Here is a 26,476-nt window from a genome sequence, read left to right on the forward strand (position 1 = left end):
CTAATAAATTTAGAAAATAAGCTTTTTATTTTCGCTATAGCTTATATCTTACCTCATACTTAATATTATAAATTTTTCATTTTTTTCTTAGATAAAAAAATAACCTTCCTAAAATAGAGTTTTATTGTCAAGCAATATTATAACATATTACTCAACTTACCAAATCAAGCTAGGTACTCTATTAAAAAAGGTTCAACTACCTTGTTGATATAACAAGGTTTATAATGGAGATGAGGGGAGTCGAACCCCTGTCCAGATACCTCGTCACCAAGGAATCTACGTCAATAGTTGAGTCTACTAAAATTTAGCTTTCACATAGCCGACTAACAGGCATTTGTGTTCGCGAGTCTGATCATCTCTTCTCAAGCTTGCAGACGGAAAGCTTGAGCGTATCCCACTTAATTTGAGACCAGGAACTAACACATGGGCGATGCTAGGCTGATCTTAGCAAGCTGTTTTTAGGCAGCTAAAGCTAAATTGTTTTGATTGTTTGCAGTTATATTTAACTGTAGCGTTGTTGAGGCAGTCGCAACCTACCTGACGCATCCAAGGTTCGAACAGTACCTGTCGAAACCATGACACCCCCAATTGGGTATGTTTGTATTATAGCACCTTGATCCCATTATGTCAAAGAAGGTCAGTCAGACTTTAGTTTGAAATATTGAAAATTTTCCCTATTCATGATTAAAGAAAAAGCTAGTGCCCTCCTTTTGAAGGAACACTAGCTTTTCTAAAAGTTATTTATTGATGATTAGCTCTTCTCAGGGCCATCATGATAATAGGTGTCACAATGATTGAGAAGATCATTTCAGGAACCCCATTAATCAAGATAATGCCCCCCAGCACTTTCCAGAGGTTGCTGAGACTAGCTCCTTGGATCTGTAAGTATTCCGCTCGCTTGAAAACCGCAATCGCCCCTAGAACTAGAACTGTATTAAGAACGGAGCCTAATCCACCATGGATCATATAGCGGAGACGATCAGTCATATGCTTAGACTTCACATGAGCCGACCAGCCCACAATTAAAGGCATCAGAATCCGAGGTAATACAGAGACTAGAGGAGATGAAAAGACATAGATATACATTGGGGATGTAGGCATTAAATAGGCTCTTATCAGACTATTTATACCCCAGAAAGTCCCAATCAGGACGCCCTCTTTGGTTCCGAGCCAAAGGGTTGCTACAATCACCGTTACATGAATAATGGTAATGCTAAGAGGTGGGATTGCAATATACCCTAGAAAAGGCACCCAGGTCTGAAGTAGAATGATGGCCATAAAGATACTTAGGATGACTAGCTTTTTAGTTTTGTATGAACTAGAGCTCATGCTTGCTGACATTACGGTATTCTCCTTTTAGTTAATCGCTACCCCATCTTTTAGATAATGATAATAGGGTTCTTGTCCTTGTTCATCGAGCGTCACTTCGAGATCATGACCATCGAAGAACCATAGATCATTTTCTTCGATAAAGAAATAAATGCCATTATCCGCTGTATATTCAGCTATGGGTTGATCGCTTGGTTCTGACGGTTCAATGGCGAGACCAAATCCTTTATTGAGAGGACTGGATGAATAGATTTTTGTTTTGAAGCGAATTCCTGCCCCTTTACGAAGGCCTACTTCTTCTTTAAACCAGTTGGCTGCTGCTTGATCAACTGCTAGTTTCATTTGCACGCAGTTACTCTTAAGTAACTACTCCCTCCTTTTGTCTTACAATATCCCTATTATACGCGAATAATCGGTACTTTTCGAGGAAGTTGCTTAATCAACCAGTTGATGCTGGAAAGCATAAATCGTGGCTTGAGTTCGGTCATCCACTTCCAATTTAGAGAGAATGTTGGAAACGTGTGTTTTAACCGTTTTGAGAGTGATGAAGAGTTCATCCGCAATGGCTTGATTTGAATATCCTTTGGCCACAAGTTGGAGGACTTCCTTTTCTCGATTCGTTAAATCATCATGAAGGTGATATTGACTTTCTTCATGATCACGATCCATGATTTTCTGGGTTACTTCCTCCTGCATCACTGATTCGCCCTGATAAGTCGATCGAATTGCGTCTGCAATTTCTTTGGCTGAGGAAGTTTTCAGAATATAAGATTTAGCTCCTGCTTCTAAAGCTGGATAGACTTTCTCGTCATCTAAGAAAGAAGTCACAATGATTATTTTGGCTTCGGGCCATTCGGCCATGATTTTCTGAGTTGCTTCGATTCCATCCATAGTATCCATAACTAAATCCATAAGGATAACATCCGGACGTAACTCTAATGCACGGTGATAGCCTATCAAGCCATTATTGGCTTCTCCCACCACTTGAATATCTTCTTGAATTTCTAAATAGGAAGAAACTCCTAATCGAACCATTTCGTGATCATCTATCAAAAGCACCTTAATCATTGATTTTCTCCTTTTCTTTTTCCACTATTTTGACCGGTTTATAAGGAATTTTAATGTCAACAACCGTTCCTTGGCCAGGTGAAGAAATGAAGGAAGCCACGCCACCCATTCCTTTCACTCGTTCTTGAATATTCTTCAACCCATAAGAACCGACCTTCTGAGTATTATGACTCTCGAAGCCTATTCCATCATCAACAATCCGAATATTGATAAAATCTGTCGATTCACGCAAATAAACATCTAATTTATTAGCTCGGGCATGACGCATCGTATTCGAAACTGCCTCTTGAATGATTCGAAAAAGATGGTCCTCAATTCCAAATTCCAATTTCGGATCGTCCAATTCCCAAGTTAATTGTAAGGGAATCTTCGCTTGTAACTCTACTAACAACTGGTGAACACCTTGCTTAAGCGATTTACCTTGTAGATCCACTGGACGCAGATGAAGTAATAAGGCGCGCATTTCAGTCTGAGCATTTCCAATCACGTCTTCCACTTTCTTGAGGGCGGGTCCAATCTTGCAGTCTTCCCCTTCCTCAAAGTTTTCAGTCACTGCCGACAACATCATCATCGCCGCAAACAATTGTTGACTGACTGAGTCATGTAATTCTCGAGCAATTCGACTTCGCTCAAGCTCAATGATCTCTTCCTTCGTTTCCTCCCCCACAAAAACTGGGGCCGCTGTAAATTCTTGCAAATCTTCAGTGAGATCTAAGAGCCTTCCTCTTAGACGGTTAATATCATGAGAAACGATATAATCATTGTCATACCAGGAACGTTTTTCGATTTCCTGCCTAAAAATAGGATGGTGGTACTTCCCTAAGAGTAACCAATTCAACTTAGCCCGAATTAGTTCATAAGCATTATTCAAAGAGAAAGAGATATGTAAAGTATAGATCGCCGAAATTGAGAGAACTAAAGCAATCACCCAAATGAAGAGACGAACATTCCAGAACTTTAAGTAATAGAGAGATAGAAGATCAAATTGTGGTAACTGAGTATTAAAAACAATCAATAATAAGGCAATAATCCCTAAAGAGATTAGAACCTGATTGATAAAGAGGCGCAACCATAATTTAAGATTCATAGCATGATCACCTCGACATCCCCGATGACACTCGACACAACCAAACTCAGCTTGCGATTAGCATCTGGATAATCAGGACTTCGCCATTTAAAATTCTCCATGGTTAGCTGATATTCCTGGGATTCAAATAGAACCCTTCCAGTCACTAAGGAAATATTTAAAGAGAGGCCGATATCTCGCGGAATAATCAACCGAATACGTCCAAACAATTTGCGAATCATGACCGTATGTTGTCCAGCTGGAACAATTGTGTTCCCTAAATCAATAATGGAATTGCCTCCAACATAGACCATGTTGATATCATCCCATTCAAATGTGGTCTGATTCGACTCTCTCAAATCAAATAATGAGGTATGTTCTAGAATGGTCCGCTGATTAGACTGCGGTTGAATCAATTTAATGCCATGATATTCGCCCGGTTCTTCTCTCAAAGGATGGAGAATACTTTCAGATAAGTTACCTAATTCATGAATATCTTCACGTTGAAAAATAATTAAAGCCAAGAAAACAGTGAGCGTTAATAACCAAAATGATTTGGTCAAGATAATCGTTAATAACACCAATAAGAGGCCAAAACCAAGACACAGGCGATTCAGCCAACAATTCTTAACGTAGAGACTGGCTGTCATCAGGAAGAAACCTGCACCAAATAAGCCCAGAAATCGCCAATCGGTTACGAGTTCGACTAAGATTAGAAAGCCACAGAGAATTGAAACGTAAAAGATACGTTCCTTCCAAAATTCTTTCACCACTCCACCTCCGTGCGCATTTTTTACTATTATCGCACAGTTTATAAGGACTTTAAAGATTAAATCTTATTAAAAAAGATCCCCCTAGTCTTTTTCTAGTGAGATCTTTGTTTTATGCTTTTTCTACTTTTAAAATTTCAACATCAAAAGAACCACCCGGTGTGTCAATCGTAGCTTCTTGGCCAACTTTTTTACCAAGAATTGCTTGAGCCATTGGTGAATCATTTGAAATTTTGAATTCCATTGGGTCTGCTTCTGCAGAACCTACAATGATATAAGCTTCTTCTGGTCCATTAGGTAATTCTTTAAAGGTTACCTTGCGTCCCAATGTCACTTCATCTTCATCGAAATCTTTATCGTCAATAATTTCAGCAAAGCGAATCATATTCTCAAGTGTTGAAATACGTCCTTCCACAAAGGCCTGTTCATCTTTTGCAGATTCGTATTCAGAGTTCTCTGATAAATCACCAAATGAACGTGCTACTTTAATGCGTTCAATAATTTCCTTGCGTTTATTTACTTTTAAATCTTCTAATTCTGCTTCTAATTTCGCTTTACCTTCTAATGTCATTGGAAAAGTCTTTTCTACCATGAAACATGCTCCTTAATATAATTAATGTAATATTGTATGAATTTTTGTGGTTAATAAGTCAATCGCTACTGAATTATGTCCCCCTTCAGGGACGATAATATCAGCATAGCGTTTGGTTGGTTCCGTAAATTGATGGTGCATCGGTTTAACTACCTCAACATATTGCTTCAAAACCGATTCTACAGACCGACCTCTCTTCACGACATCTCGCTGAATCCTTCGAGCAAGACGGATGTCATCTTCCGTATCAACATACACCTTGATATCACAAAGGTCTCTAATCTGTTTGTCTTCAAAAATTAAGATCCCCTCCAAAATCAACACATCTCGTGAAGGCTCGATTATCACTTCACGACTTCGATTATGTTGGGTATAGTCATATACTGGAACTTCAATGGTCTCGCCTTTAATAAACTGTTGAATTTGTTGATAATAGAGATCATTGTCAAATGCAAAGGGATGATCATAATTTGTCTTTAACCGCTCTTCAAAAGGCATATGACTCTGGTCTTTGTAATAATTATCTTGGGCTAGAACTAGCACTGACATTTCAGTAAACTCAGATAAAATCCTTTTACTTACGCTGGATTTACCTGAGCCAGATCCTCCCGTCACGCCGATGATAATAGGTCTACCGGCCATCACTCCACTCCTTTTTTGTTCTTAAGACAGACTAAAAAGAAAGCAATCACCCCTGGAAGGGCGATTACTTTAAGTCCAATAAAACTTGAATAAAACTATACCTAAGAAAATACCACATCTTAAGCTAACTTTCAAGCTTATTTCGATGAATTATCAATTATTCTACCGCTTCAGCTTCTTCTTCTGGCAATTCAGCTGGCTGATTAGCAGGCTGATTGAGCTGCTCATCCTCTCCTTCTGCTTCTTGTGAGGCCTCATCAAAGAATGGCTGAACATACTCTTCTACTAAAGCATCGTGTTCTTCAATGGTAGACGAGTAATACACTTCACCAGTATTCATATCTGCTACAAAGTAATAATATTCAGAATACGTTGGATAAATGGCTGCCGTAATGGAGGACATACTCGGTGTATTGATCGGTCCTGGTGGTAATCCTGTATTCATATAAGTATTATAAGGTGAATCTACTTCCGTATCTTCATAAGTGACTAATTCCTTGTGTTCTCCTAAGGCATAGATAACCGTAATGTCACTTTGAAGTGGCATTTCTGCATAAATACGATTGAGGAAGACACCAGAAATCATAGAACGGTCTTCATCTGTCACCCCTTCTCGTTCAATAATTGAAGCTAGAGTCAGGATTTCATGATATGAAAATTCCGTATTATTAAGATCTTCTTTGAGTTTTTGGTACTCAATATTAGATTTTCCAATCATCTTCTCAAGTAGCTCGTCAACTGACATACCAGCCATATAATCATAAGTTGCTGGATAGAGATAACCTTCAAGTGGATGTTTTAGACCCTCGATCTCAGCTAGAGGTGACAAGAGACTTGGGAATTTCTCTGTCATTTCTGAAATAAAGTCCTTGTTATCAGCTTTTTCCATAAATTCATCCGCTTCAATCGGTGTACTCTCAGCTACCATCTCAGCTATTTCGGATAATTGCATTCCTTCCACAATGGTTAAGGTCGTATCAATATCTTCTTGAATTGGTTCTCCCCCTGCTTCGAGGGCAACTAAGATTTCATCTGCCGACATGCTCGGTGATAAGTCATAGTAACCAGCCTGGAAATCATCGACTCCCTTTAATTTCATATAAAGACTAAAAAACTTAGCATTATCGATCAATTTCTGTTCTTGCAGCACTTGTGCGATATCATCAGTCGTGGATCCGATCGGAATCGTGACTTCAATTTGATTTTGATTATCTGCATCCACTGGTTTCATTGCTCGATCTATTTTGAGATAGAACCAAATAGCTAAGATTAAAATTGATAAAATAAAAAATATCATTAATAATTTAATGACCCGACGAGTCCAAAGAATTTCTTTCACATGTTTGGTTTCTTTTTCCTTTGCCTCTTCTCGGATTTTTTCCCAATCTATTCTATTCATAAATCCTCCTAATGAAGCTATTTTGCTAGCATTATAGCAAAATATTCTTTTCTTGACCATACTAGGCTGTTTACAAATCAATCAAACAAAAGAAATCCTACTTAGCCAAACTAAGTAGGATTTACAGTAAGATCCATTCGTGGAGACTAATCTTCTTCTTCTTCAATAAAAGTATTTAGGACTTCTTCAATCATGTCCCATTCTTCTTCTGTTTCAATTGGTTGTAAATCTCCTGATGTACCATCCTCATTCTCAACAAATGAAAAAGCTTGAAGTTCAACATCTTCTTCTTCGCTTACTCCAGCTGGGTAAATCAAGACATAAGACTTACCAAAGTCTTCAGAATCAAAAGTGAAAAGAACTTCATATAAAGCTTCATTTCCCTCTTCGTCTACAACGGTAATATAGTTTAATTCTTCTTCATGAGTATGTTCATGGTGATCTTGTTGATTTGTCATATTATTACTCCTATTTTTTCATATTTAAATAATTTTGTAAGATCATGACAGCTGCAAGCTTATCGATGACTTTTTTGCGTTTCTTTCGAGAAACATTTCCTTCCTCCACTAACATGCGTTCTGCTTGAGAGGTAGTCAAACGTTCATCTTGAAAGACAATTTCACAATCGCCTATAAATGGACGGAGAGCCTCACCATATTGCAGGGAAGCTTCTGCTCGAGGTCCAATTGAATTATTCATATTCTTAGGTAAGCCAATGACAATGGTATCCACATCGTACTCTTTAACTAGCTCTTGAACACGATCATAACCAAAGTCCTTGTTCTCTTCATCAATCTTAATTGTTTCAATGCCTTGAGCAGTCCAGCCCATTAAATCACTGACCGCTACTCCGACTGTCTTAGAGCCTACATCAAGCCCCATCGACCGCTTGCCAATTGACATCTTATGACTCCTTCTTAGTTAAATAATATTCAACTAATTTCTCAACAATTTCATCTCTTTCATGACGTCGAATTAAATTACGAGCGTCATTATGGCGTGGAATATAAGCAGGATCTCCTGATAGTAAGTAACCTACGATTTGATTAACTGGATCGTAGCCCTTTTCTTCAAGTGCTTGATAAACCATTTCCAACGTTTCACGAACTGTATGCTGGTTTAGATCATCGAGTTTAAAAAGTATCGTCTCATCTAATGATTGCATATAAGCGTCCACCGAACCTTTCTTGTTCAAAGCCAAAGGACTGATCCCAATGTCTTTGATCGTTTAACTAATATTATTCTAACATAAAATGTACCCTATATGCTCATTTTATGCAAGTTTCTCAATTTCTTCTGCCACGGCTGCTAGCATTTGTGGAATACCTGCTGGATTCTTACCTCCTGCTTGAGCCATTTGAGGGCGTCCTCCACCCCCACCACCAATCATAGCCGCTAAGGATTTGATTAAATCGCCTGCCTTAATCCCTTTAGCAACCGTTGCATCATCTACTAACACTAACAAGTTTGCCTTATCTTCTTGCCCTGTAGCAATAACCAGAATGTTGGAGGCAGCTTTTTCTTGCCACGTATCACCTAATGATCGTAAAGAATCCATATTTTGATTCTCAACAGAGGCTGCTATATAGGTTAAATCTCCCACTTCTTGTACTTGTTCGAAGATCTCACCTGAAGCATTCTGCATAATTTTTGCAGTTAAGGAATCAATTTCTGAGTGGCTTTCTTTTAATTCAGCCTGTAATTGTTCAATCTTATGCAAGAGCTGATCTTTTTGTGCCACTTTTAATTGTTGCTGAATGGTATGAAGAATGCTTTCATTCTCTTGATAATCTGCAATCGCTGCTTGCCCAGTTAGAGCTTCAATCCGACGAATGCCTGCCCCAATTCCGGTTTCAGAAATTAATTTAAAGGTGGCGATCTCATTAGTATTCGTCACATGGGTTCCGCCGCAAAGCTCAATCGATTCATTCCCAATATTTACAACTCGAACCACATCACCATATTTCTCACCAAACAAGGCCATGGCTCCCATTGCTTTTGCTTGATCAATTGGCATTTCTTGAATCTCAACATCTAAGGTATTCTCAATCATATAATTAACATAAGTTTCGACTTGCTTCAATTCTTCGTGGCCCATCTTACCAAAATGAGAGAAATCAAAACGCAAGCGATCAGGTCCCACATACGAACCCGCCTGATTAGCATGATCACCTAAAACATCTTTTAAAGCCTTGTGTAATAAATGCGTAGCTGTATGATTCTGATTCGTCTTCATTCGCGAATTTCGATCCACTGTTAAGGTATATGACTGTCCTTCATTTAAAGGCATTTCAAACGTTCTAACCTTATGCATAAATTGACCATGAGGGCCCTTCTTCACATCGAGAATTTCAGCCAACATTTGGTCGCCATCAAAAATGCCACCCTCATCAGCCACTTGCCCTCCCATCTCTGCATAGAAAGGAGAACGATTAAAGAATATATAGCCTTCCGAATTGGCCTTCAATTGAGAAGTAAGTTCATCTTCCACAACAATGTGCTTAATAGTGGCATTGGTTGACAACTGGTCGTATCCCACAAAGTCAAACTGATAGTCAATCGATTGGAGTGTAGCGGACTGAACAGACATTGACCCTTCATCAGATCGAGCGGATCGTGCCCGTTCTCTCTGTTCTTCCATGGCTTGCTCGAATCCTGCCACATCCACCAACATACCTTCTTCTTCGGCCATTTCTTGAGTGAGTTCTAGAGGGAACCCAAAGGTATCATATAATTGAAAGGCAGCATGACCAGAAATTTCAGACTTTTCTTCTGCTTTTAAGTCTGCCATTAACTGATTCAATTGCATTTCTCCACCTTCAATGGTTTCATGGAATCTTTCTTCTTCTTTAAGTAGAATATCTTGAACAAATTGAACATTTTCTTTTAATTCAGGATAAAATTCCCCCATCATCTCAACAATAACAGGGACTAATTCGGATAAAAAGGTCCGATGAATTCCCAATTTACGTCCATGCATCAAAGCCCGACGGATTAAACGGCGAAGGATATAGCCACGTCCTTCGTTAGAAGGTAAGGCTCCATCAGAAATAGCAAAGCTCACCGCTCTAATGTGATCAGCAATCACCTTGAATGAGGTATTTATTTTCTGATCTTGGCCATATTTTTTATCAGTTAAGGTTTCAATTTGTTCAATGATTGGCATGAAAAGATCTGTTTCAAAATTTGTTGGGGTGTCTTGAATAACAGATGCCATTCGCTCTAGTCCCATCCCAGTATCCACATTTTTGTTAGGGAGCGGTTGGTAGCTCCCATCTGGCATGTGGTTGTATTGAGAGAAAACTAAATTCCAAATTTCTAGATAACGTTCGTTCTCTCCACCTGGGTACATTTCTGGATCAGAATCATCCAAATTTTGGTAACTTTCCCCACGATCATAGAAAATTTCCGTATCTGGGCCACAAGGTCCTGCCCCAATATCCCAAAAGTTTCCTTCTTCCGCAATCACGTGATCCTCAGCGAGACCACATTTTTCCATCCAGATTTGCTTTGTCTCAAGATCCTCAGGATGATAAGTCACATAGAGACGTTCCTTATCAAAGCCTAACCATTCCTTAGAAGTTAGAAACTCCCAAGCCCAAGGGATCACTTCTTCTTTGAAATAATCTCCAATAGACCAATTCCCAAGCATTTCGAATAAAGTATGATGACGAGCTGTCACCCCCACATTCTCAATATCATTAGTTCGAATACATTTTTGAGCATTCGCAATCTTTGGATTCTCTGGGACTTCACTTCCATCCATATAAGCTTTTAAAGCTGCTACACCCGAGTTAATCCAGAGAAGCGTTGGATCGTTGACGGGGATTAAAGATGCCGATGGAATAATTTCATGATTCTTCTCCGCCCAAAAATCAATAAATTTTTGACGAATTTCATTACCAGTTAATGCTTGCATATCCATTCTCCTTATAAAAAAATAGACCCGTTATACTCAAGGGCGCTTTACCGCGGTACCACCTTGCTTATAACGACTCATTGTCATATCTCTTATGGCTGTTAACGCCAGCTAGTACGCTAATTTTTCAATTAGAAAGGTATGAGGGAGCGTCTTCCGCATTGATTATTTTCACCAACCATAATCTCTCTAGGCTTGCGTCAACATGTCCTCTACTCTTAATAATATAGCAATTTACTCTAATTAGGTCAATCGTTTATTAAAAATGTAATTTATTAAAGTTAATTAATTATTCTAGTATACCACAATCCATGCTATAATATTTTTATATGTGATTTAGGAGGGGTCTTATTGATCGAAAAAGTGTACATCATTTGTAACCATGAAGCGGGCCAAGGTAAAGGCCTTAAAATATTAAATGAGGTTCGGGACGAACTCGATCAATATCGGATCCCTTACTTAATCCAAGAAACTCAATATGCAAGTCATGCCACCACCCTCGCAACTCATTTGGCTCAAAAATATTTTGATCCAAGTAAACATCGTTTAGCCATTATTGGGGGAGATGGCAGCTTGCATGAAGTCGTTTCAGGACTGGTCAATCTAGGGATAAAAATTCCACTAAGTTTTTTTGGCGTTGGGACAGGTAATGACTTTCATCGAGCTTACCAGAAAGGAAAGACGACTTCAGATATAGTAAAGTCAATGCTTTTTGAACATGAAGCGACCGAAATCAAAATTGGTGTCTATGAACAAGTCATTCATCAAGAAAAAGGCGCCTTCGTTAATTCCATCGGAAATGGTTTTGATGCAGAAGTTTCTTACAATGTCCAAAAAATGAAATTAAAAGAGAAATTAGCTAGCTTAAAATTAACCTCTTTAGCTTATCTTGTTTCTCTTTTTCTAAGCATTAAACATTTAAAATATTTCGAAGCTGAAATAACGGTGGATGGACAAAAGCATCATTTCGATAAATGTGGATTCATCACGACTACTAACCACCCCTTTTTTGGAGGAGGAATTCGCTTGTACCCGAATGACCTCACTAAGGAATCTCTCTTGAGTTGTATTATTGTTCATGATTTAACGCCTAAGAGAATTCTTAGTTTATTCTGGCAAATCCTCGTCACTCAAAAGCATCTTGGCTACCCTTATACTAGCCGCTTGGATGGAGAAAAAATCGAAATTAAGACAACCCAACCGCTTCGCACTCAAATAGATGGTGAAAATCAGATTAAATCTTGTATTCACTACCAAATACAAATAAGCAACTATCCTTTTTATATCTAGGAGGTTGCTTATTTATTTGGCATAAAATCATAAGGACTTAATCCTTCCATTCCAATCATCGGATCAATTTGCCAGATAGTATCTGACCTCAATTGAAGCGAAGATTCATGGGCGGGAAAAGTTTCTATATTGGCATTTACAGATTGTTCGATCGTTTTTTGATCTGCAGTCTCAGAAGTAGACTGTTTCTCGAATTGTAATTGTAGAAAGGCTTCTAAGTTAGTTTTCCGTGGTTGGAATTTCTGGGAAATAGCTTTTTTAAAACTATCCGGATTCCCTAACATCACAAGCGATTGACTTGCACGAGTAATGGCAGTATAGAGAATATCGCGGCGAAGCATTCTTGAATAAAGATCCACTAAGGGTAAAATCACTAAATCATATTCAGTTCCCTGTGCTTTATGGATCGAGCAGCAATAAGCGAGCGTTAACTGATCTAATTCGCTCTTCTTATAGGTCAATTCAATCTCATCAAATGCGACGACCACTTCTTCTGATTTCGATTCTGTCTCCTTCGCTGTAAAGATTGAGATAATCTTTCCAATATCCCCGTTATAAACACCCTCTTCTGCATTATTGACTAACTGAAGAACTTTATCACCCACTCGATAAATACGGTCAAAATGTTTAATCTCTCGTCGCTTAGGTTGCGGAGGATTTAACATTTCCTGCATGATTTCATTAATCACATTAATTCCAGCAGGCCCTTTATACATAGGAGCCAAAACTTGCATATTCTGACCCGTAAAGCCTTTCTTAACAGCAGCTGCAACGATTTGAGAAATCGCTCGTGGAATCTGTTGGCTATTACACGGAATAAAGGATCGATCTGATTGCTTCTCTAAAAAGTCTGCTGGCAACTGCCCTTGACGAATATGATGGGCCAATTTTACAATCGAAGATCCCTCCGCTTGGCGATAAATTCTCTGCAAGGACACCGTGGGTATCTGTTGTGATGAAATCATGTCACTGAAGACCTTGCCAGGTCCAACGGAAGGCAGTTGATCCTTGTCTCCTACAAACACCACCTGCATCTCATAGGGAATAGCTTGCATGAGCCAATTCATCAACCAGACGTCAACCATCGACATTTCATCCACAATTAAAAGTGAACCTTCAATAATGAGAGGTTCGAATTCATTCACTACAGAGTCACGTGTATAGCCAATCAAACGGTGAATCGTTGAGGCGGGTAACTGAGCCGATTCCTGCAATCGTTTGGCTGCCCGGCCTGTAGGTGCGGCTAAACGAATCGGAGTCTCTCGATTATCGGGTTGTAAATCAGCAAAGTCATAACCATGCAGAATAGCATGAAGATAAATAATCCCTTTCACGAGTGTTGTTTTTCCAGTCCCAGGCCCGCCTGTAATAATCGACATAGGCGATTGAATCGCTAATTTAAGCGCCGCACGCTGATTAGCATCATAGGCAATTTTCACCAACGCCATCACATCCTCAAGAGCCTCATCAATCTCTTCTTCTGTGAAACGTTCTACCAATTCATAATCCATAAATTGCTTAATCTTCTGACTTGTTCCATATTCCGCATAAAAAATAGACGGTAGTACTAAGTCTTCTCCCACCACTAGTAACTTTTCATGCGTCAAAGCTGAATCTAAAGCCTTCTCTAATAGTTCGTCCTCTATCAAGTAAGGACGACTTGCTTCTAAAAGTTCCCGACAAGCAAGCAAGGCTCTTTTGATTTCTATATAGGTATCCCCTTCATCTAGACTCGCTTGCGCTACGGCCATAACGAGGGCAGATTCAATTCGATGTATCGAATCAGGGCTAATTCCCAATTGTTCCGCTAACTGATCTGCCTTACGGAATCCCACCCCTTCAATTGTATCCACTAATTGGTAAGGATTTTCTTGAATTTTATCCAGAGTATGAGATTTATAAGTTTTGTAAATGCGGTCTGAAATCTTAGGTCCAAACCCCCACTCGCCTAACTTAATAAAGATTCGTTCCGTACCTTGTTGCTGCATTAAGGTGTTGCGCAAATTCAAGGCATTCTTACTAGAAAGACCAGGCACCTTATCTAAGGCTGTCGCATCGTTCAGAATCATTTCTACAGCCTTTTCTCCTAAAGTCTCGACAATTTTCGTGGCTGTTTTATCACCAATTCCTTTAAATCGTTTACTCGAAAGGTAATCAACTAACCCTTGTTCTGAACTAGGAATCAATTGTTGATAGCGGGTTGCCGCAAATTGTTCTCCATACTTCGGATGGCTAGTAATTTGACCAAAGAACTGATAAGGGGTATCAAGATGAATGGATACAAATTGGCCAGTGACCACCATTTCTTCTGCTACCAACAGATCTGTTTGATCCATATCTACAAGAATGCGCATTACCTTATAAAAATTACTATCATTTTCAAAATAAATCGCATCCACAGTCCCAACCAGTATTTCTTCTTCCATCTTCTCACCCACTTTCTAATCATTTATTATAGCAAAGCTCGAATGAAGTTTAAATGAATCATCCCCACCAATCAAAAAAACCAGCAAAGATCTCTCTGCTGGTGCTTTTAAATTAGACATATTGGCGCTGTTTCCCCTCTGAAAAGGCAGCATCAATTAGGCCTCCTCCTAAGCATTCATCGCCTTGATAGAAGACCACCGCTTGACCGGGTGTGACCGCTCGAGCCGGATCGACAAATTCTACCCGCGCCTTCTGGCCATCTTCTGATAGAAAGACTTTAACCGGAATATCTTGCTGGCGGTAACGGAATTTGGCTGTACAAGTAAACTCCTTTTGATCGGGTAGAGGTCCGGTAAAAGATAGATCAGAAGCTTCTAAATAGTCAGAATATAGATTTTCATGATGAAAACCTTGTCCAACATACAGCGTTTGAGTCGTCATATCTTTACCAATCACAAACCAAGGATCATTGGAACCATCACTCCCACTGCTCCCCCCAATGCCTAAACCATGTCGTTGACCAATGGTGTAGTACATTAATCCCATATGATCCCCCTTGACTTGTCCGTCAAGCGTCATCATTTTTCCAGGTTTGTTCGGTAGATAATGAGAGAGAAACTCATTGAAATTTCGCTCCCCAATAAAACAAACCCCGGTAGAATCTTTTTTCTTAGCAGTGGCAAGGCCTGCCTTCTCTGCTATTTCACGTACTTGGCTTTTCTGAAAATGTCCAAGCGGGAACATGGCTTTTTGTAATTGTTCTTGTGATAATTGACTTAAGAAATAGGTTTGATCCTTATTCTGATCAACCCCTCTTAGTAAATGAACTTGTCCATCCGCATCCTTCTCCACTTGCGCATAGTGCCCCATGGCCACATAATCTGCTCCCAGATCCATCGCATAGTCTAAGAACGCCTTAAATTTAATTTCTTTATTGCACATCACATCGGGATTGGGCGTCCTACCCTTCTGGTATTCTTTTAAGAAATACTCAAATACACGGTCCCAGTATTGTTTTTCAAAATTGACTGAATAATAAGGGATTCCAATTTGCTCAGCCACTAAGGCAACATCTTCATAGTCTTGTGTCGCTGTACAAACCCCTTGTTCATCTGTGTCATCCCAATTCTTCATAAATAAGCCAATCACATCATAGCCTTGTTCTTTTAAGAGTAAGGCTGCAACAGATGAGTCTACTCCACCAGACATTCCAATCACAACCCTAGTATTCGCATTATCTTTTTGTTGCATCTTCATTCTCCCTCCTTTAGACCTTCAATTTAAAAACGAACTTGCCCTCTAAGAGAAGTTCGTTCAAAAATCATTCAAATGTATAATTGATTATACTTCAACTAAGACTTGGCGGTCAACAAATCCATCAAAGATAAAGTTAATTTTCTCGATTACCATTTCATTGTTTGCTAAGTTAAAAACATTAACCCCTTGTAAACCATTGTTATTTACAGTTGATATTTTGATTCCCTGAAGATTGTGATTCACTGTCACCTTTAAGACCAATCCTGTTCGGTGTGTTGAATCTAATTCTCGTTTATAGAGATAGTTGCCCCCTCTTGTTTCCTGAAAGCCATTATCTCGTAAGGTATATGGTTTACATTCAGGATGGATCTTAAACGTTCGATTGAACCCCCTCAAAGTTGCCTGATCTGCAAATGCCATGTATCATCCACTCCTCTTCTTCAATTTTGTTAATGCCTTTATTAATTGATCAATTTCTTCTGTCTGAGTATTTTTACCAAAAGAAATTCTCAGACTCTCAGCCCATAAGTCTGCTTGTTCTGGATAATAAGCTTTCAAAACCTTGCTAGGTTTCACACTCCCCGCTGAGCAGGCAGATCCGGCTGAAATATAAATACCTTCTAAATCTAATTGAATAATCACTTGGCTCGCGAGATACCCCTTTAACCAAATATTATGAATCCGCTGATTATGGTGTTGGATATCCCCATTCCGTTGATAGTCAATTCCGGTTTTGTCTAATTCTTCAAAAAAATAATTCGTTAAATGAGCAAAATGCTGTTCTAATTGATGAGCATCATGGGTAAGAAGCTTTACGGCTTCGACCATTCCTCGTATATAGGGTATGTTTTCCGTTCCAGAACGCATGGCATGTTCCTGTCCGCCTCCATGGAGCATGGGGTGTAAAATCATATCCGGATTCCATGGTTGATAGACTAAGAAACCAATTCCCTTAGGGGCATAGAATTTATGACCCGATCCAGTAAACGAAGTGCAACACAGACTACTCGCATCCGTTTCCATATAACCAACAGCTTGAGTGGAGTCAACATGAAACCAAATATTTCGCTCTTGCGCATATTGACCGAGAGCTCGGATCGGTAAAAGAGATCCTAGCTCATTATTAACAGCCATCACCGTCCATCCGATAGTCTGGTCATGACTTGCTTCGATAAACTGCGAAAGATGAAATTGATGGTCTGCAGCAGGATAAATCCGCGTCACTTCAAATCCTTCTGTTTCTAGATTTGCCAAGGTTTTATCTACAGCTGAATGTTCAATCGCTGTCGTCACAATATGATTCCCTAAACCTAATTCCTTCGCTCGTTTAGCTTGTGATATTAAGGCCCAATTAATGGCTTCCGTTGCTCCAGAGGTAAAATAAACTTGAGCCTCTTCACCCACTCCTAAGCATTCTTTCAACTCACGTCGAGCCACTGTTAAGAAATGTTTAGATGTTTTCCCAATTCGATAAGTGGCAGAAGGATTTCCAAAATCTTCAGTCAAACTTTGACTAATAAGTGCTTGAACTCGCGGATCAACAGGGGTTGTCGCTGCATAATCTAAGTATATCATTAAACCAACTTCCTTACTTTACAATCTCACTTGCATTATAACGTATTTATAGACTTTTGTATGCAAACTTATCTTAATTTAATAAAATAGCGGACATCTTTTTAAAGCTGGGAGGGAATATGCTACAATACATTTACTAATAAAGGAGGCTTTCAAATGCAGCAACCCTTAGCTTTCCGAATGAGACCGACACATATTGATCAAGTTTTAGGGCAAGAGCACCTAGTGGGACCCGGTAAAATTATACGCCGTATGGTTGAAGCTAAACGACTCTCTTCCATGATACTCTATGGACCTCCCGGCACAGGCAAAACAAGTATTGCCGCAGCAATCGCAGGAACTACCCGATATGCCTTCCGCCAACTCAATGCCGCGACCGATGCCAAGAAAGACTTAGAAGTAGTCGTTGCCGAAGCCAAGATGTCAGGAACCGTTATCCTTCTCTTAGATGAAATTCACCGTTTAAATAAAGTGAAACAGGATTATTTACTCCCTCACTTAGAGAATGGGAGAATTATCCTGATTGGAGCCACGACAGAGAACCCCTATATTGCGATCAATCCAGCGATTCGTTCGCGTGCTCAAATCTTTGAAGTGAAACCTCTCACGCCAGATCAAATTAAATTGGGCCTCCAAAGAGCCATTGAAGATCCAGAACAAGGCTTAGGAAACTATTCTCTAGCCATCGATGACACCACTCTCACCCATTTCTCAACCGTCACTAACGGAGATATTCGTTCTGCCCTTAATGCACTCGAATTAGCCGTTCTGTCTACACCAGAAAACGAAGAAGGACAAATTGTTATTACAGCTGACATTGCAGCAGAATGTCTGCAACATAAACGATTAACACATGATAAAGATGGCGATGCCCATTATGATGTGATCTCTGCTTTGCAGAAATCCATTCGGGGTTCTGATGTGGATGCCGCCCTCTATTACTTAGCCATTCTATTAGAAGCAGGAGAACTCATCATTGCTTGCCGTCGCCTGCTAGTGATCGCCTATGAAGATATTGGTTTTGGAAACCCTCAGGCCACTCAAAGAACTGTCGCTGCTGTAGAAGCTGCTGAGAAGTTAGGCTTACCTGAAGCCAAAATCCCTTTAGCCTTTGCGGTAACAGACCTTGCCTTGAGCCCTAAATCTAATACCTCATATCGTGCAATCAACCAAGCTATGGCTGACATTCAAGCTGGAAATACTGGTCCCGTTCCCGATCATCTAAAAGATAGCCATTATTCAGGGGCAAAACAATTAGGCCGAGGTGTGGGATACCAAAATCCACACAACTTCCCCTATCATTATGTTCAGCAACAATACCTACCCGATAAACTCAAAGACCGTCACTACTTCCAGGCTGATCCTACTGGTAAATATGAAACAGCTATCGCAAATTTTTATGAGAATCTAAAAAAGCCAAAAACTTAAACGTTATTCTGATCGAATTGTAAATGTTTTCAATTTTTCGAACAAAATAGTTGCAATTCACTTTAGGCATGCTATACTAAGACCATAGGAAATATATCTAAGGTGTTCGAGAAGTATTCAGTGTGTTGACCGAACATTATCTATTTTGGGATCCTATGAGTAAATTCTAATGGCAAGCCATCGCACGTGGAAGCCAGGAAGAATTTATGTGGAGCCCACCTGTTGCTAGCGGGTTCAACCTAGCTATATTGAGACGGCACCACTGGATATATTTCAAAGGATTGGCATTTGCCAATCCTTTTTCTTTATTATAAGATTTGTATATTACTAATTTCACCCTAACAGAAAGAGGTGCCCACCTATGATTCAAGCTCTATTCTACGCCCTACCTTCCATGCTCCTTATTTTTGCCATTTACTTAATCGGCTTTAGAAAAGCCCTACAAAAATTTCTAGCTCTCGAAGCAAGCAGAATCTTGGTCGTTATTGCGATGACCCTTTGCCTTTTGGCCTTACTTGGTTTCATTTTAATTTATTATCAACTCAAAACCGCTTGCCTCATCTGGCTATTCTGCTTAATCCTATTAATGGGAGTTCTTGCCTTGATGGTCTATCAATTGTTAAAAGCCAAAGATCAAAACTCTAAGCCCTAACAATCACAACTTCTTCTGCTCCGTCTGCTTCTTTTAAGCGGACGGCTATTTTTTCTTCTGTGGCTGTTGGAATGTTTTTGCCCACAAAATCAGCACGAATCGGTAGTTCACGATGCCCGCGATCCACCAGAATAGCAAGTTGAATTTTGGCTGGACGATCAGTTGACAGAACAGCATCTAAAGCCGCTCTTATCGTTCTTCCTGTATATAGCACATCATCAACCAAAATAACAATCCGATCCCGAACAGACTCACTAAACTGAGGAGGGACCACTTGAGGATTATGGGACTCATGCTTATAGGTTAAATCATCTCGATATAGAGAAATATCAAGTTCTTCTACTGTTACTTGACTATCATCGATTTGACTAATTTTAGCTGCCAAACGCTCCGCTAAATAAATACCGCGTGTCTTAATTCCAATTAAAATAATGTCCTTCACTTCAGGATTACGTTCTACAATTTCATGCGCAATCCGCTTAAGTGTTCGATCAATTGCAGGACCATCTAAAATAACATTCTCAGTCATCCAATTCATTCCCTTCATAAAAAAAGCGCCATTCTCATAGAGAACGGCGTTATAGTCAAATAATTAGTTAGCTTTTAAACGTTCTACATCACGAGCGATCGCAATTTCTTCGTTCGTTGGAATATTAATAACCGTTACGGTAGAATCATCGGTTGAAATAATGGCTTCATCACGTGTATTATTACGTTCTGAATCAATCTTAACACCCATGTATTCAAAGTTTTTCATTACAATTTCGCGCGTTTCTTTAGAGTTTTCTCCAATTCCTGCTGTGAAGACAACAACGTCCACTCCGTTCATAATCGCAACGTATTGTCCCACATATTTAATCACGCGGTTATAGAAAATATCTAAGGCAGTTTGTGCACGTTCATTACCTGCTTCCGCTGCTTCTTCTACATCACGCATATCACTAGACACGCCTGAAAGCCCTAATAAACCTGATTTTTTATTGAAGATATTGATTACTTCATTAATATCTGAAATGCCTTCTTTTTCCATAATAAATGGAATCACAGATGCATCAATATCACCCGTACGAGTTCCCATTGTAACTCCAGCTAATGGAGTGAATCCCATTGATGTATCAATTGATTCACCATTCTTAACCGCTGTAATCGAAGCGCCATTTCCTAAATGACAAGTAATAATACGCAAGTCTTCGATTGGTTTGCCAACGATTTCTGCCGCACGGTGTGCTACAAATTGATGGCTGGTTCCGTGCGCACCATATTTACGCACTGAGTAGTTCTCGTAAAATTCATAAGGTAAGCTGTATAAGTAATTTTCAGCTGGCATGGTAGTGTGGAATGACGTATCAAAAACAGCAGCCATTGTCGCATGAGGTAATTTTTCTTGGAAGACACGCATTACGACTGCTTCAGCAGGATTATGTAAGGGTGCAAATTCTGCTAAATCTTCAACATTTTTAATTAATTCTTCATTTACTAAAGTAGATTCCTTATAGATTTCTCCCCCTGCTACAACACGGTGGCCAACCCCTTTGATTTCTTCAAAGTCTTGGATGATCCCTAATTCTAAAAGGTTACTTAATAACAATTCAACTGCACGTGAATGATCTGCAATTTCTTCAGTTAAAGTGAATTTTTGGCTTTGTCCTTCAGCATCTGTATATTTAATTTCTAGATTTCCTTCAGCTAAACCAATACGTTCTACTAAACCTTTAGAAATAACTGTTTCTTCTGGCATTTCAATAATTTGGAATTTCAAACTAGAAGAACCAGCATTAATCGCCATTGTTTTTGACATTGAACAATTCCCCATTTCTTTTTTGATCATATGGGTTAATTATAACATGTAATTAGTGAAATCGTAAACAATATTCCCAAAATCTTTGCATCCGCTCACATGACTTTAATAACAAAACTGCAAGCCAATCAGACTTGCAGCACAAAACACTAGTATTCCATATGAATATCAGCAGGGGTATGTTCATTAAATTGACTATTATAGAGATCAGCATAGAATCCTTCTGCTGCTAGTAGGGAATCATGAGTCCCCTTTTCAATAATATTTCCATCTTGCATAACTAGAATTAAATCGGCATTCCGAATTGTCGATAAACGGTGGGCTATGACAAAGGATGTGCGGCCCTCCATCACCTTATCCATAGCTTCTTGGATTAATTTCTCTAAGCGAGTGTCGACGGATGATGTTGCTTCATCCAGAATGAGGATATCTGGATCCGAAAGGACAGCACGGGCAATGGTCATTAACTGCTTCTGACCGAGCGAAATGTTATTCGCCTCCTCATTAATTTCCATCTGATACCCATTCGGTAGGGTCTTAATAAAGTGATCCACATTCGCAATCTTAGCAGCCTCTTGAACATGATAATCTTGAGCCTCTAAATCGCCAAAGCGGATATTCTCCATAATAGTATCCGTATAAAGCCAAGCATCCTGAAGCACCATTCCAAAGTGCTTCCGTAATTCATTACGAGAAACATCTTGAATATCTACTCCATCAATTAAAATTGCTCCACTGTTAATTTCATAGAAACGCATTAACAGATTAATTAGGGTCGTCTTACCCGCTCCTGTTGGGCCAACCACTGCCACCGTTTCTCCGGGCTCAACTTTAAAAGAGATATCCTTCATGAGTGGCTTTTCCGGATCATAACCAAAACGGACATTTCGAAATTCCACTTCTCCTCTGACCTTCTCAGGAAGTGTTTGAATCACCTCTCGATTAGTTTCCTCTGCTTCATCTAAAAAGTCAAATACCCGATAAGAAGCTGAAAAAGCTGACTGAATCACACCTGTTAATTGTGAAATCATTTGAATCGGTTGATTCACTTGAAAAACATAGGAAATGAAGGCCATTAAGTTCCCTACAGTTAATGCGCCAGCAAAAACTTGGAAAAGTCCTACAATTGCCACAGCCAGATAACCCAAGTTCGCAATCAAAACCATAAAAGGCATCATCATCGCTGAAATAAAACTTGCCTTAAACCCAATATTTCGTAAATTTAAATTCCGTTCGATAAAAACATCAATCGATTCATCTTGCATACCAAAGACTTTCAATTCCGTAAAACCTGAAAGTTGCTCTTGAGCAAAACCAAACAAATGTCCCAAGGTATGTGACTGTTCATTAAAGGCAGGCTGTGATTTTTTCAAAATATAGCGAGCCACAAACATTGATAATGGCATAATCAGGACGAGAACAATGGCTAACTTCCAATGAATCCAGAACATCATGACAACCGCAAAGCTGATTCCTAGCACGCCATTGACCAATTGTATGAAACTTTGCTGTAAAGCATTCGAAATTGAATCCACATCATTGGTCATCTTAGAAAGGATATCTCCGGTTTCTTCTGAATCAAAGTAAGAAACCGGTAATTGATTCACTTTATCAGATAAATCTTTCCTTAAATCATAAATTGAATTCTGAACAACATTCGTTAGAAAAAATTGTCCCAAATAACTAGATCCATAGAAAAAGACCCCTCGAATTGCATAAACAATCAAAACATATCGTATATAGGCAAAATCAACTCCCGCCCCTGGCACATTATGAGACATATCTACCACATTTTCAGTCAATCTTGTAATAGCTAAACCAAAAATATAAGGTTCCAAAGCATTCGAAACCATCATAATGACCGTTGCTAACATCGCCCCAAAAAACTGTAGTTTATAAGGCTTCATATAATGCCACAGACGACGGATCACAAACATTCTATTCTTTTTCAATTTTTAATTCCTCCTCACTCAATTGTGACGAAGCAATCTTGTAGTAAATATCTGAATTCCTTAACAACTCTTCATGAGTCCCAATCGCATCAATTCGACCCCGATCCAGCACTACAATTTGATCCGCATGCATAATCGTTCCGACTCTCTGTGCCACAATGATGGTCGTGGCTCCCTTCGTCTCTTCCTTAAGTGCTGCTCTCACCTTCGCATCCGTCTTATAATCGAGGGCTGAGAATGAATCATCAAAAATATAGATCTCACGATCTTCTATAATGGAACGCGCAATTGACAGACGCTGTTTTTGGCCCCCTGATAGATTCGAACCTTTCTCAGCCAGTTCTGAATCATAACCTTCTTCTAATTTAGAAAGAAAATCTCGAGCTTGAGATATTTCTGTAGCATGATCCATATCTGCTGTGTCAGCATCATGCTTTCCATACCGGAGGTTATCAGCAATTTTTCCCTTGAAGAGCAGAGCACTCTGGGGAGTAAACCCTATTTTCTTCCGCAAATCCCTCAGATCATAATCTCGAACGTCAACGCCATCCACCAAAATTTGCCCTCTGGTAACATCATAAAAACGCGGAATCAATTTAACAATCGTTGACTTGCCCGAACCAGTCGATCCAATAAAAGCAACTGTTTCGCCAGGGCGTGATTTAAAGGAAATATCTCGTAAAACCGGTTCATCTGCATCAGGATAGGCAAAGTCAACATGCTTAAATTCTAAAGTTCCTCTTTCTTTTACCTCTTTAACTGGATTTTTAGGGTTTTGAACTGTAATAGGAGCTTTCTGAACATCACCCAAGCGATTCGCTGAAACCGCTGCTCGAGGATACATCATAAAGATATTAGCAAAGACAACCAAGGAGAATAAAGCTTGGAATATGTATTCGATAAAAGCTGATAAGGTTCCAACCTGTAGTTCACCAACCGCAATCATCTTAGCCCCCATCCAGATAATAGCGATCATCGTCACATTCACCACTAAATAAAAAAGAGAAGGGGCTGCAGCCATAATTTTGAATAAGTTGCCTGAAGTCTTCCGGTATTGATGGTTTACTGCCATAAACCGATTATTCTGAAAGGCTTCACGATTAAACGCACGAATTACTCTCAATCCTGTAATCGATTCACGCAAAATCCGATTGAGCTTATCTAAGTATTTTTGTTGTTTCTCGGATAAGGGTTTAGTTGTTAACGCGATAATAACGACAAAAGCCAAAATCATAAACACGGCCGGAGTAATCCTAAAGCCAAGATTTGGGGCAATCTTCATAATCATAAAAACTGAAAAGACAATCATGACTGGTCCCATCATTCCTTGTTTCAACAGCATTTCAGTAAATTGTAGAATAACAAAAGCATCATTCGTAATCCGATTCGTCAGGGAGGGAACCCCAAACTCCTGGAACTCATGATGCGATAAATTTAACATTTTTGAATAAACATCATTTCGAATTTCCATCGTCATTTGATTCACCACTCGACTCGCCATATACATTCTAATAGATCGTGAAATAAATCCTAGTACAGTGAATAATACGATCCCCCAAATATAAGGCCAAGCATTCGAAATTTGATTTACCACAATCGCCTTATCAATCATTTCGGCCAGCATAGTGGGAATACCTAAAATTGAAAGACAAGTGACAATGGTCGATAGAACAACGGCCAAAATTTCCTTGGGAAATTTCTTTAAATATTTCAATATAAACTTCATAGCAACCTCCCCTTTTAAAAAATTAATCATATTTGATAGTACTTGACATTTCTTTACTAAGCAAGAAAATAGCTTTTTATTTTAATGCTTTTTAGCAATAAATAAGCCCCTGTTCAATTTTTTTAGAACAGAGACTTTTGATACTTAAGTTTTGATTGCTTCCTTTACCATGAGTAACTTGCTTTTTCTCATTTAATCTACTAAATTCATCTTTAGAATTAACATGAATCTATGTTGGAATAAATTTAATCGACTACATTTTTCTGTTACTTTATTTGTTGGTCTTCTTTACTCGAAGTCACATCATAATATATATTAGACCATTATCGTTTTCTTTGATGAAAAACCTAAAATTTAAAGAATGCCTACAAAAGGAAACTAATTTTTCTAAATTAAGTAGATATTGATTCTTAATTTTATCATTTACTGTTTTCTTCTTTAGTCAAAAAATGTACGATTGATTTCAAAAACAAAAGCGAGAACCCTACAAAAACTATGGTATCAGTAACTTTACTAAAATTTGTTAGTTTATACAAATAAACAAGTAAAACAAGTTGAATTACATATATAAAAATCTTTTTATTCCAAATCTTATTACTGATTAATTTGTTTTGCACTACGTCATCCCTTTCTCGGTAAAATCAACTTAAGCTCTAGACCAGACCCTTCTAAAATCTTTTCCCTTGTGAGATACAGCTTTCTAATTATATTTAATTCTTTTAAAAATTCTACTACTGTTTTTAAATCCATTCAACTCAATTAAAAAGATAAAGGACTATTACATAATCATATTATAAAATTAAACAAATATTATTAAAAGTTAATATCACAGTGTTTTGTCTCCTATAAAATGAATGCCACTAGCTCAACTTTTTATTTTTCAAACAAAAAAACCAGCAATCAAGAAATGATTGCTGGCCTAACTTTTAATTAATAGTCTGTAGCGAATTCGTCTTGCTGGTCTAATTCGTTACCTACTTCTTCTTTAGTCAATTGAATGGTTGCTTCAGTTGTATCTTCTAAATCAGATTTTAGAGAAGAAAAATTAGATGTAATATCTCCAAAAGATTTTCCAACTTCGTCTTTTAACTCAGCAATCGCTTCAGCAATAATTTCTTTCTTATCATACTCACCATGGTCTTCATTTAAACGATTTTGAGTCTTTTCAATTAATGAAAGAACTTGTTCCTTCGCATCGTTTAAGCTAGACTTTATGTCTTCACTGGCTCCTGAGAAAGATCCTTTTGTTTCTTCAGAGGCTAATTTAGCCACCTCTGTCATGTTTTGACCTTTTTCCACCGCTAGATCTTTGTATTGATGAGCTTGATCCATGGCCTCTTTACTCAATTGTGCTGCTTTTTCTTTGTAACGTTGTGTTTCCTCTGGGAATAAAGTATTCGCTAGAAGATAAACTCCTGCTGCTCCAACAATTGCACCAAATGCACCTTTTAATTTTGCCATTATTTTCACTCCTTAATTAAAAAGATCAATATTATTAATCTAGTAATGACTTTATTATAGCATGTTCTTAGCAAATCGAAAAAATATATAAATATCGTTATATTTATATATCATTCCTTTTAGGG

24 protein-coding genes and 2 other RNA genes are annotated in these 26,476 nt (G+C 38.7%); 4 read left to right on the plus strand and 22 right to left on the minus strand.

What is annotated here, in order from left to right; all coding sequences use genetic code 11:
- Window positions 1–222: 222 nt before the first annotated feature.
- From ssrA to alaS, 13 genes are all read right to left on the minus strand, one after another.
- Window positions 223–586, minus strand: a transfer-messenger RNA (tmRNA) gene (gene ssrA, locus HZY91_RS01725).
- Window positions 587–741: 155 nt separating this feature from the next.
- Window positions 742–1,341, minus strand: a complete 600-nt coding sequence (locus HZY91_RS01730; RefSeq protein ID WP_197114086.1) for an ECF transporter S component — start codon at window positions 1,339–1,341, stop codon at window positions 742–744.
- 15 nt (window positions 1,342–1,356) lie between these two features.
- Window positions 1,357–1,671: a HesB/YadR/YfhF family protein gene (locus HZY91_RS01735; protein ID WP_197114559.1), complete on the minus strand. Its 315-nt coding sequence runs from the start codon at window positions 1,669–1,671 to the stop codon at window positions 1,357–1,359.
- A gap of 93 nt (window positions 1,672–1,764) precedes the next feature.
- Window positions 1,765–2,397, minus strand: a complete 633-nt coding sequence (locus HZY91_RS01740; protein ID WP_197114087.1) for a response regulator transcription factor — start codon at window positions 2,395–2,397, stop codon at window positions 1,765–1,767.
- Entirely contained in the window at window positions 2,390–3,484 is a 1,095-nt protein-coding gene (locus HZY91_RS01745) for a sensor histidine kinase (protein ID WP_197114088.1), read from the minus strand. The genes HZY91_RS01740 and HZY91_RS01745 overlap by 8 nt, the downstream gene beginning before the upstream one ends.
- Window positions 3,481–4,233: a cell wall-active antibiotics response protein LiaF gene (liaF, locus tag HZY91_RS11065; RefSeq protein ID WP_197114089.1), complete on the minus strand. Its 753-nt coding sequence runs from the start codon at window positions 4,231–4,233 to the stop codon at window positions 3,481–3,483. Before liaF ends, HZY91_RS01745 begins: the two co-directional genes overlap by 4 nt.
- Before the next feature lie 112 nt (window positions 4,234–4,345).
- The gene (greA, locus tag HZY91_RS01755) at window positions 4,346–4,825 is read right to left on the minus strand and encodes a transcription elongation factor GreA (protein ID WP_197114090.1); all 480 of its coding nucleotides are present in this window, start codon (window positions 4,823–4,825) and stop codon (window positions 4,346–4,348) included.
- Between the two features lie 21 nt (window positions 4,826–4,846).
- The gene (udk, locus tag HZY91_RS01760) at window positions 4,847–5,470 is read right to left on the minus strand and encodes a uridine kinase (RefSeq protein WP_197114091.1); all 624 of its coding nucleotides are present in this window, start codon (window positions 5,468–5,470) and stop codon (window positions 4,847–4,849) included.
- Between the two features lie 154 nt (window positions 5,471–5,624).
- Window positions 5,625–6,866 (minus strand): endolytic transglycosylase MltG, encoded by a 1,242-nt coding sequence (gene mltG, locus HZY91_RS01765; protein WP_197114094.1) that lies wholly within the window; start codon window positions 6,864–6,866, stop codon window positions 5,625–5,627.
- 146 nt (window positions 6,867–7,012) lie between these two features.
- Window positions 7,013–7,324: a DUF1292 domain-containing protein gene (locus HZY91_RS01770; RefSeq protein WP_197114096.1), complete on the minus strand. Its 312-nt coding sequence runs from the start codon at window positions 7,322–7,324 to the stop codon at window positions 7,013–7,015.
- Window positions 7,325–7,334: 10 nt separating this feature from the next.
- Window positions 7,335–7,769: a Holliday junction resolvase RuvX gene (gene ruvX, locus HZY91_RS01775; RefSeq protein ID WP_235991434.1), complete on the minus strand. Its 435-nt coding sequence runs from the start codon at window positions 7,767–7,769 to the stop codon at window positions 7,335–7,337.
- 1 nt (window position 7,770) lies between these two features.
- On the minus strand, window positions 7,771–8,031 hold the full coding sequence (locus HZY91_RS01780; protein ID WP_197114098.1) for an IreB family regulatory phosphoprotein: 261 nt from the start codon (window positions 8,029–8,031) through the stop codon (window positions 7,771–7,773).
- A gap of 108 nt (window positions 8,032–8,139) precedes the next feature.
- Window positions 8,140–10,785, minus strand: a complete 2,646-nt coding sequence (gene alaS, locus HZY91_RS01785; protein WP_197114101.1) for an alanine--tRNA ligase — start codon at window positions 10,783–10,785, stop codon at window positions 8,140–8,142.
- A 351-nt stretch (window positions 10,786–11,136) separates the two neighbouring features.
- Between alaS and HZY91_RS01790 the strand changes: the two genes are divergently transcribed.
- Complete coding sequence (locus HZY91_RS01790) at window positions 11,137–12,075, plus strand: diacylglycerol/lipid kinase family protein (protein WP_197114103.1); 939 nt, start codon at window positions 11,137–11,139, stop codon at window positions 12,073–12,075.
- Window positions 12,076–12,083: 8 nt separating this feature from the next.
- On the opposite strand, the gene recD2 is transcribed toward HZY91_RS01790, so the two are convergent.
- The 4 genes from recD2 to HZY91_RS01810 all read right to left on the minus strand — a co-directional run bounded on the left by recD2 (window position 12,084) and on the right by HZY91_RS01810 (window position 17,334).
- Window positions 12,084–14,501 (minus strand): SF1B family DNA helicase RecD2, encoded by a 2,418-nt coding sequence (gene recD2 / locus HZY91_RS01795; RefSeq protein ID WP_197114105.1) that lies wholly within the window; start codon window positions 14,499–14,501, stop codon window positions 12,084–12,086.
- A gap of 112 nt (window positions 14,502–14,613) precedes the next feature.
- Window positions 14,614–15,759 (minus strand): tRNA 2-thiouridine(34) synthase MnmA, encoded by a 1,146-nt coding sequence (mnmA, locus tag HZY91_RS01800; protein ID WP_438940299.1) that lies wholly within the window; start codon window positions 15,757–15,759, stop codon window positions 14,614–14,616.
- Window positions 15,760–15,843: 84 nt separating this feature from the next.
- A complete protein-coding gene (locus HZY91_RS01805) occupies window positions 15,844–16,179 on the minus strand; it encodes a cysteine desulfurase (protein ID WP_197114107.1) in 336 nt (111 codons plus the stop codon).
- Window positions 16,180–16,182: 3 nt separating this feature from the next.
- A complete protein-coding gene (locus HZY91_RS01810) occupies window positions 16,183–17,334 on the minus strand; it encodes a cysteine desulfurase family protein (RefSeq protein ID WP_197114109.1) in 1,152 nt (383 codons plus the stop codon).
- Window positions 17,335–17,490: 156 nt separating this feature from the next.
- On the opposite strand from HZY91_RS01810, the gene HZY91_RS01815 reads away from it, so the two are divergent.
- The 3 genes from HZY91_RS01815 (at window position 17,491) to HZY91_RS01825 (ending at window position 19,414) form a co-directional block, all read left to right on the plus strand.
- Window positions 17,491–18,762, plus strand: a complete 1,272-nt coding sequence (locus tag HZY91_RS01815) for a replication-associated recombination protein A (RefSeq protein WP_197114111.1) — start codon at window positions 17,491–17,493, stop codon at window positions 18,760–18,762.
- A 91-nt stretch (window positions 18,763–18,853) separates the two neighbouring features.
- Window positions 18,854–19,035, plus strand: a non-coding RNA gene (ssrS, locus tag HZY91_RS01820) — 6S RNA.
- An 88-nt stretch (window positions 19,036–19,123) separates the two neighbouring features.
- A complete protein-coding gene (locus HZY91_RS01825; RefSeq protein ID WP_197114113.1) occupies window positions 19,124–19,414 on the plus strand; it encodes a hypothetical protein in 291 nt (96 codons plus the stop codon).
- Here HZY91_RS01825 and pyrR read toward each other — a convergent pair.
- The 5 genes from pyrR to HZY91_RS01850 all read right to left on the minus strand — a co-directional run bounded on the left by pyrR (window position 19,404) and on the right by HZY91_RS01850 (window position 26,351).
- The gene (gene pyrR, locus HZY91_RS01830) at window positions 19,404–19,943 is read right to left on the minus strand and encodes a bifunctional pyr operon transcriptional regulator/uracil phosphoribosyltransferase PyrR (RefSeq protein WP_328751658.1); all 540 of its coding nucleotides are present in this window, start codon (window positions 19,941–19,943) and stop codon (window positions 19,404–19,406) included. The two genes, HZY91_RS01825 and pyrR, sit on opposite strands and share 11 nt — an antisense overlap.
- Before the next feature lie 63 nt (window positions 19,944–20,006).
- On the minus strand, window positions 20,007–21,212 hold the full coding sequence (locus HZY91_RS01835; RefSeq protein WP_197114115.1) for an acetate kinase: 1,206 nt from the start codon (window positions 21,210–21,212) through the stop codon (window positions 20,007–20,009).
- Window positions 21,213–21,361: 149 nt separating this feature from the next.
- A complete protein-coding gene (locus tag HZY91_RS01840) occupies window positions 21,362–23,149 on the minus strand; it encodes an ABC transporter ATP-binding protein (RefSeq protein WP_197114563.1) in 1,788 nt (595 codons plus the stop codon).
- Window position 23,150: 1 nt separating this feature from the next.
- Window positions 23,151–24,890, minus strand: coding sequence for an ABC transporter ATP-binding protein (locus HZY91_RS01845; RefSeq protein WP_197114117.1), 1,740 nt, complete (start codon window positions 24,888–24,890; stop codon window positions 23,151–23,153).
- A 930-nt stretch (window positions 24,891–25,820) separates the two neighbouring features.
- Window positions 25,821–26,351: a YtxH domain-containing protein gene (locus HZY91_RS01850; protein WP_197114119.1), complete on the minus strand. Its 531-nt coding sequence runs from the start codon at window positions 26,349–26,351 to the stop codon at window positions 25,821–25,823.
- Window positions 26,352–26,476: the final 125 nt, after the last annotated feature.

The sequence above is a fragment of the Facklamia lactis genome, from assembly GCF_015863205.1.
Taxonomy (GTDB): domain Bacteria; phylum Bacillota; class Bacilli; order Lactobacillales; family Aerococcaceae; genus Facklamia; species Facklamia lactis.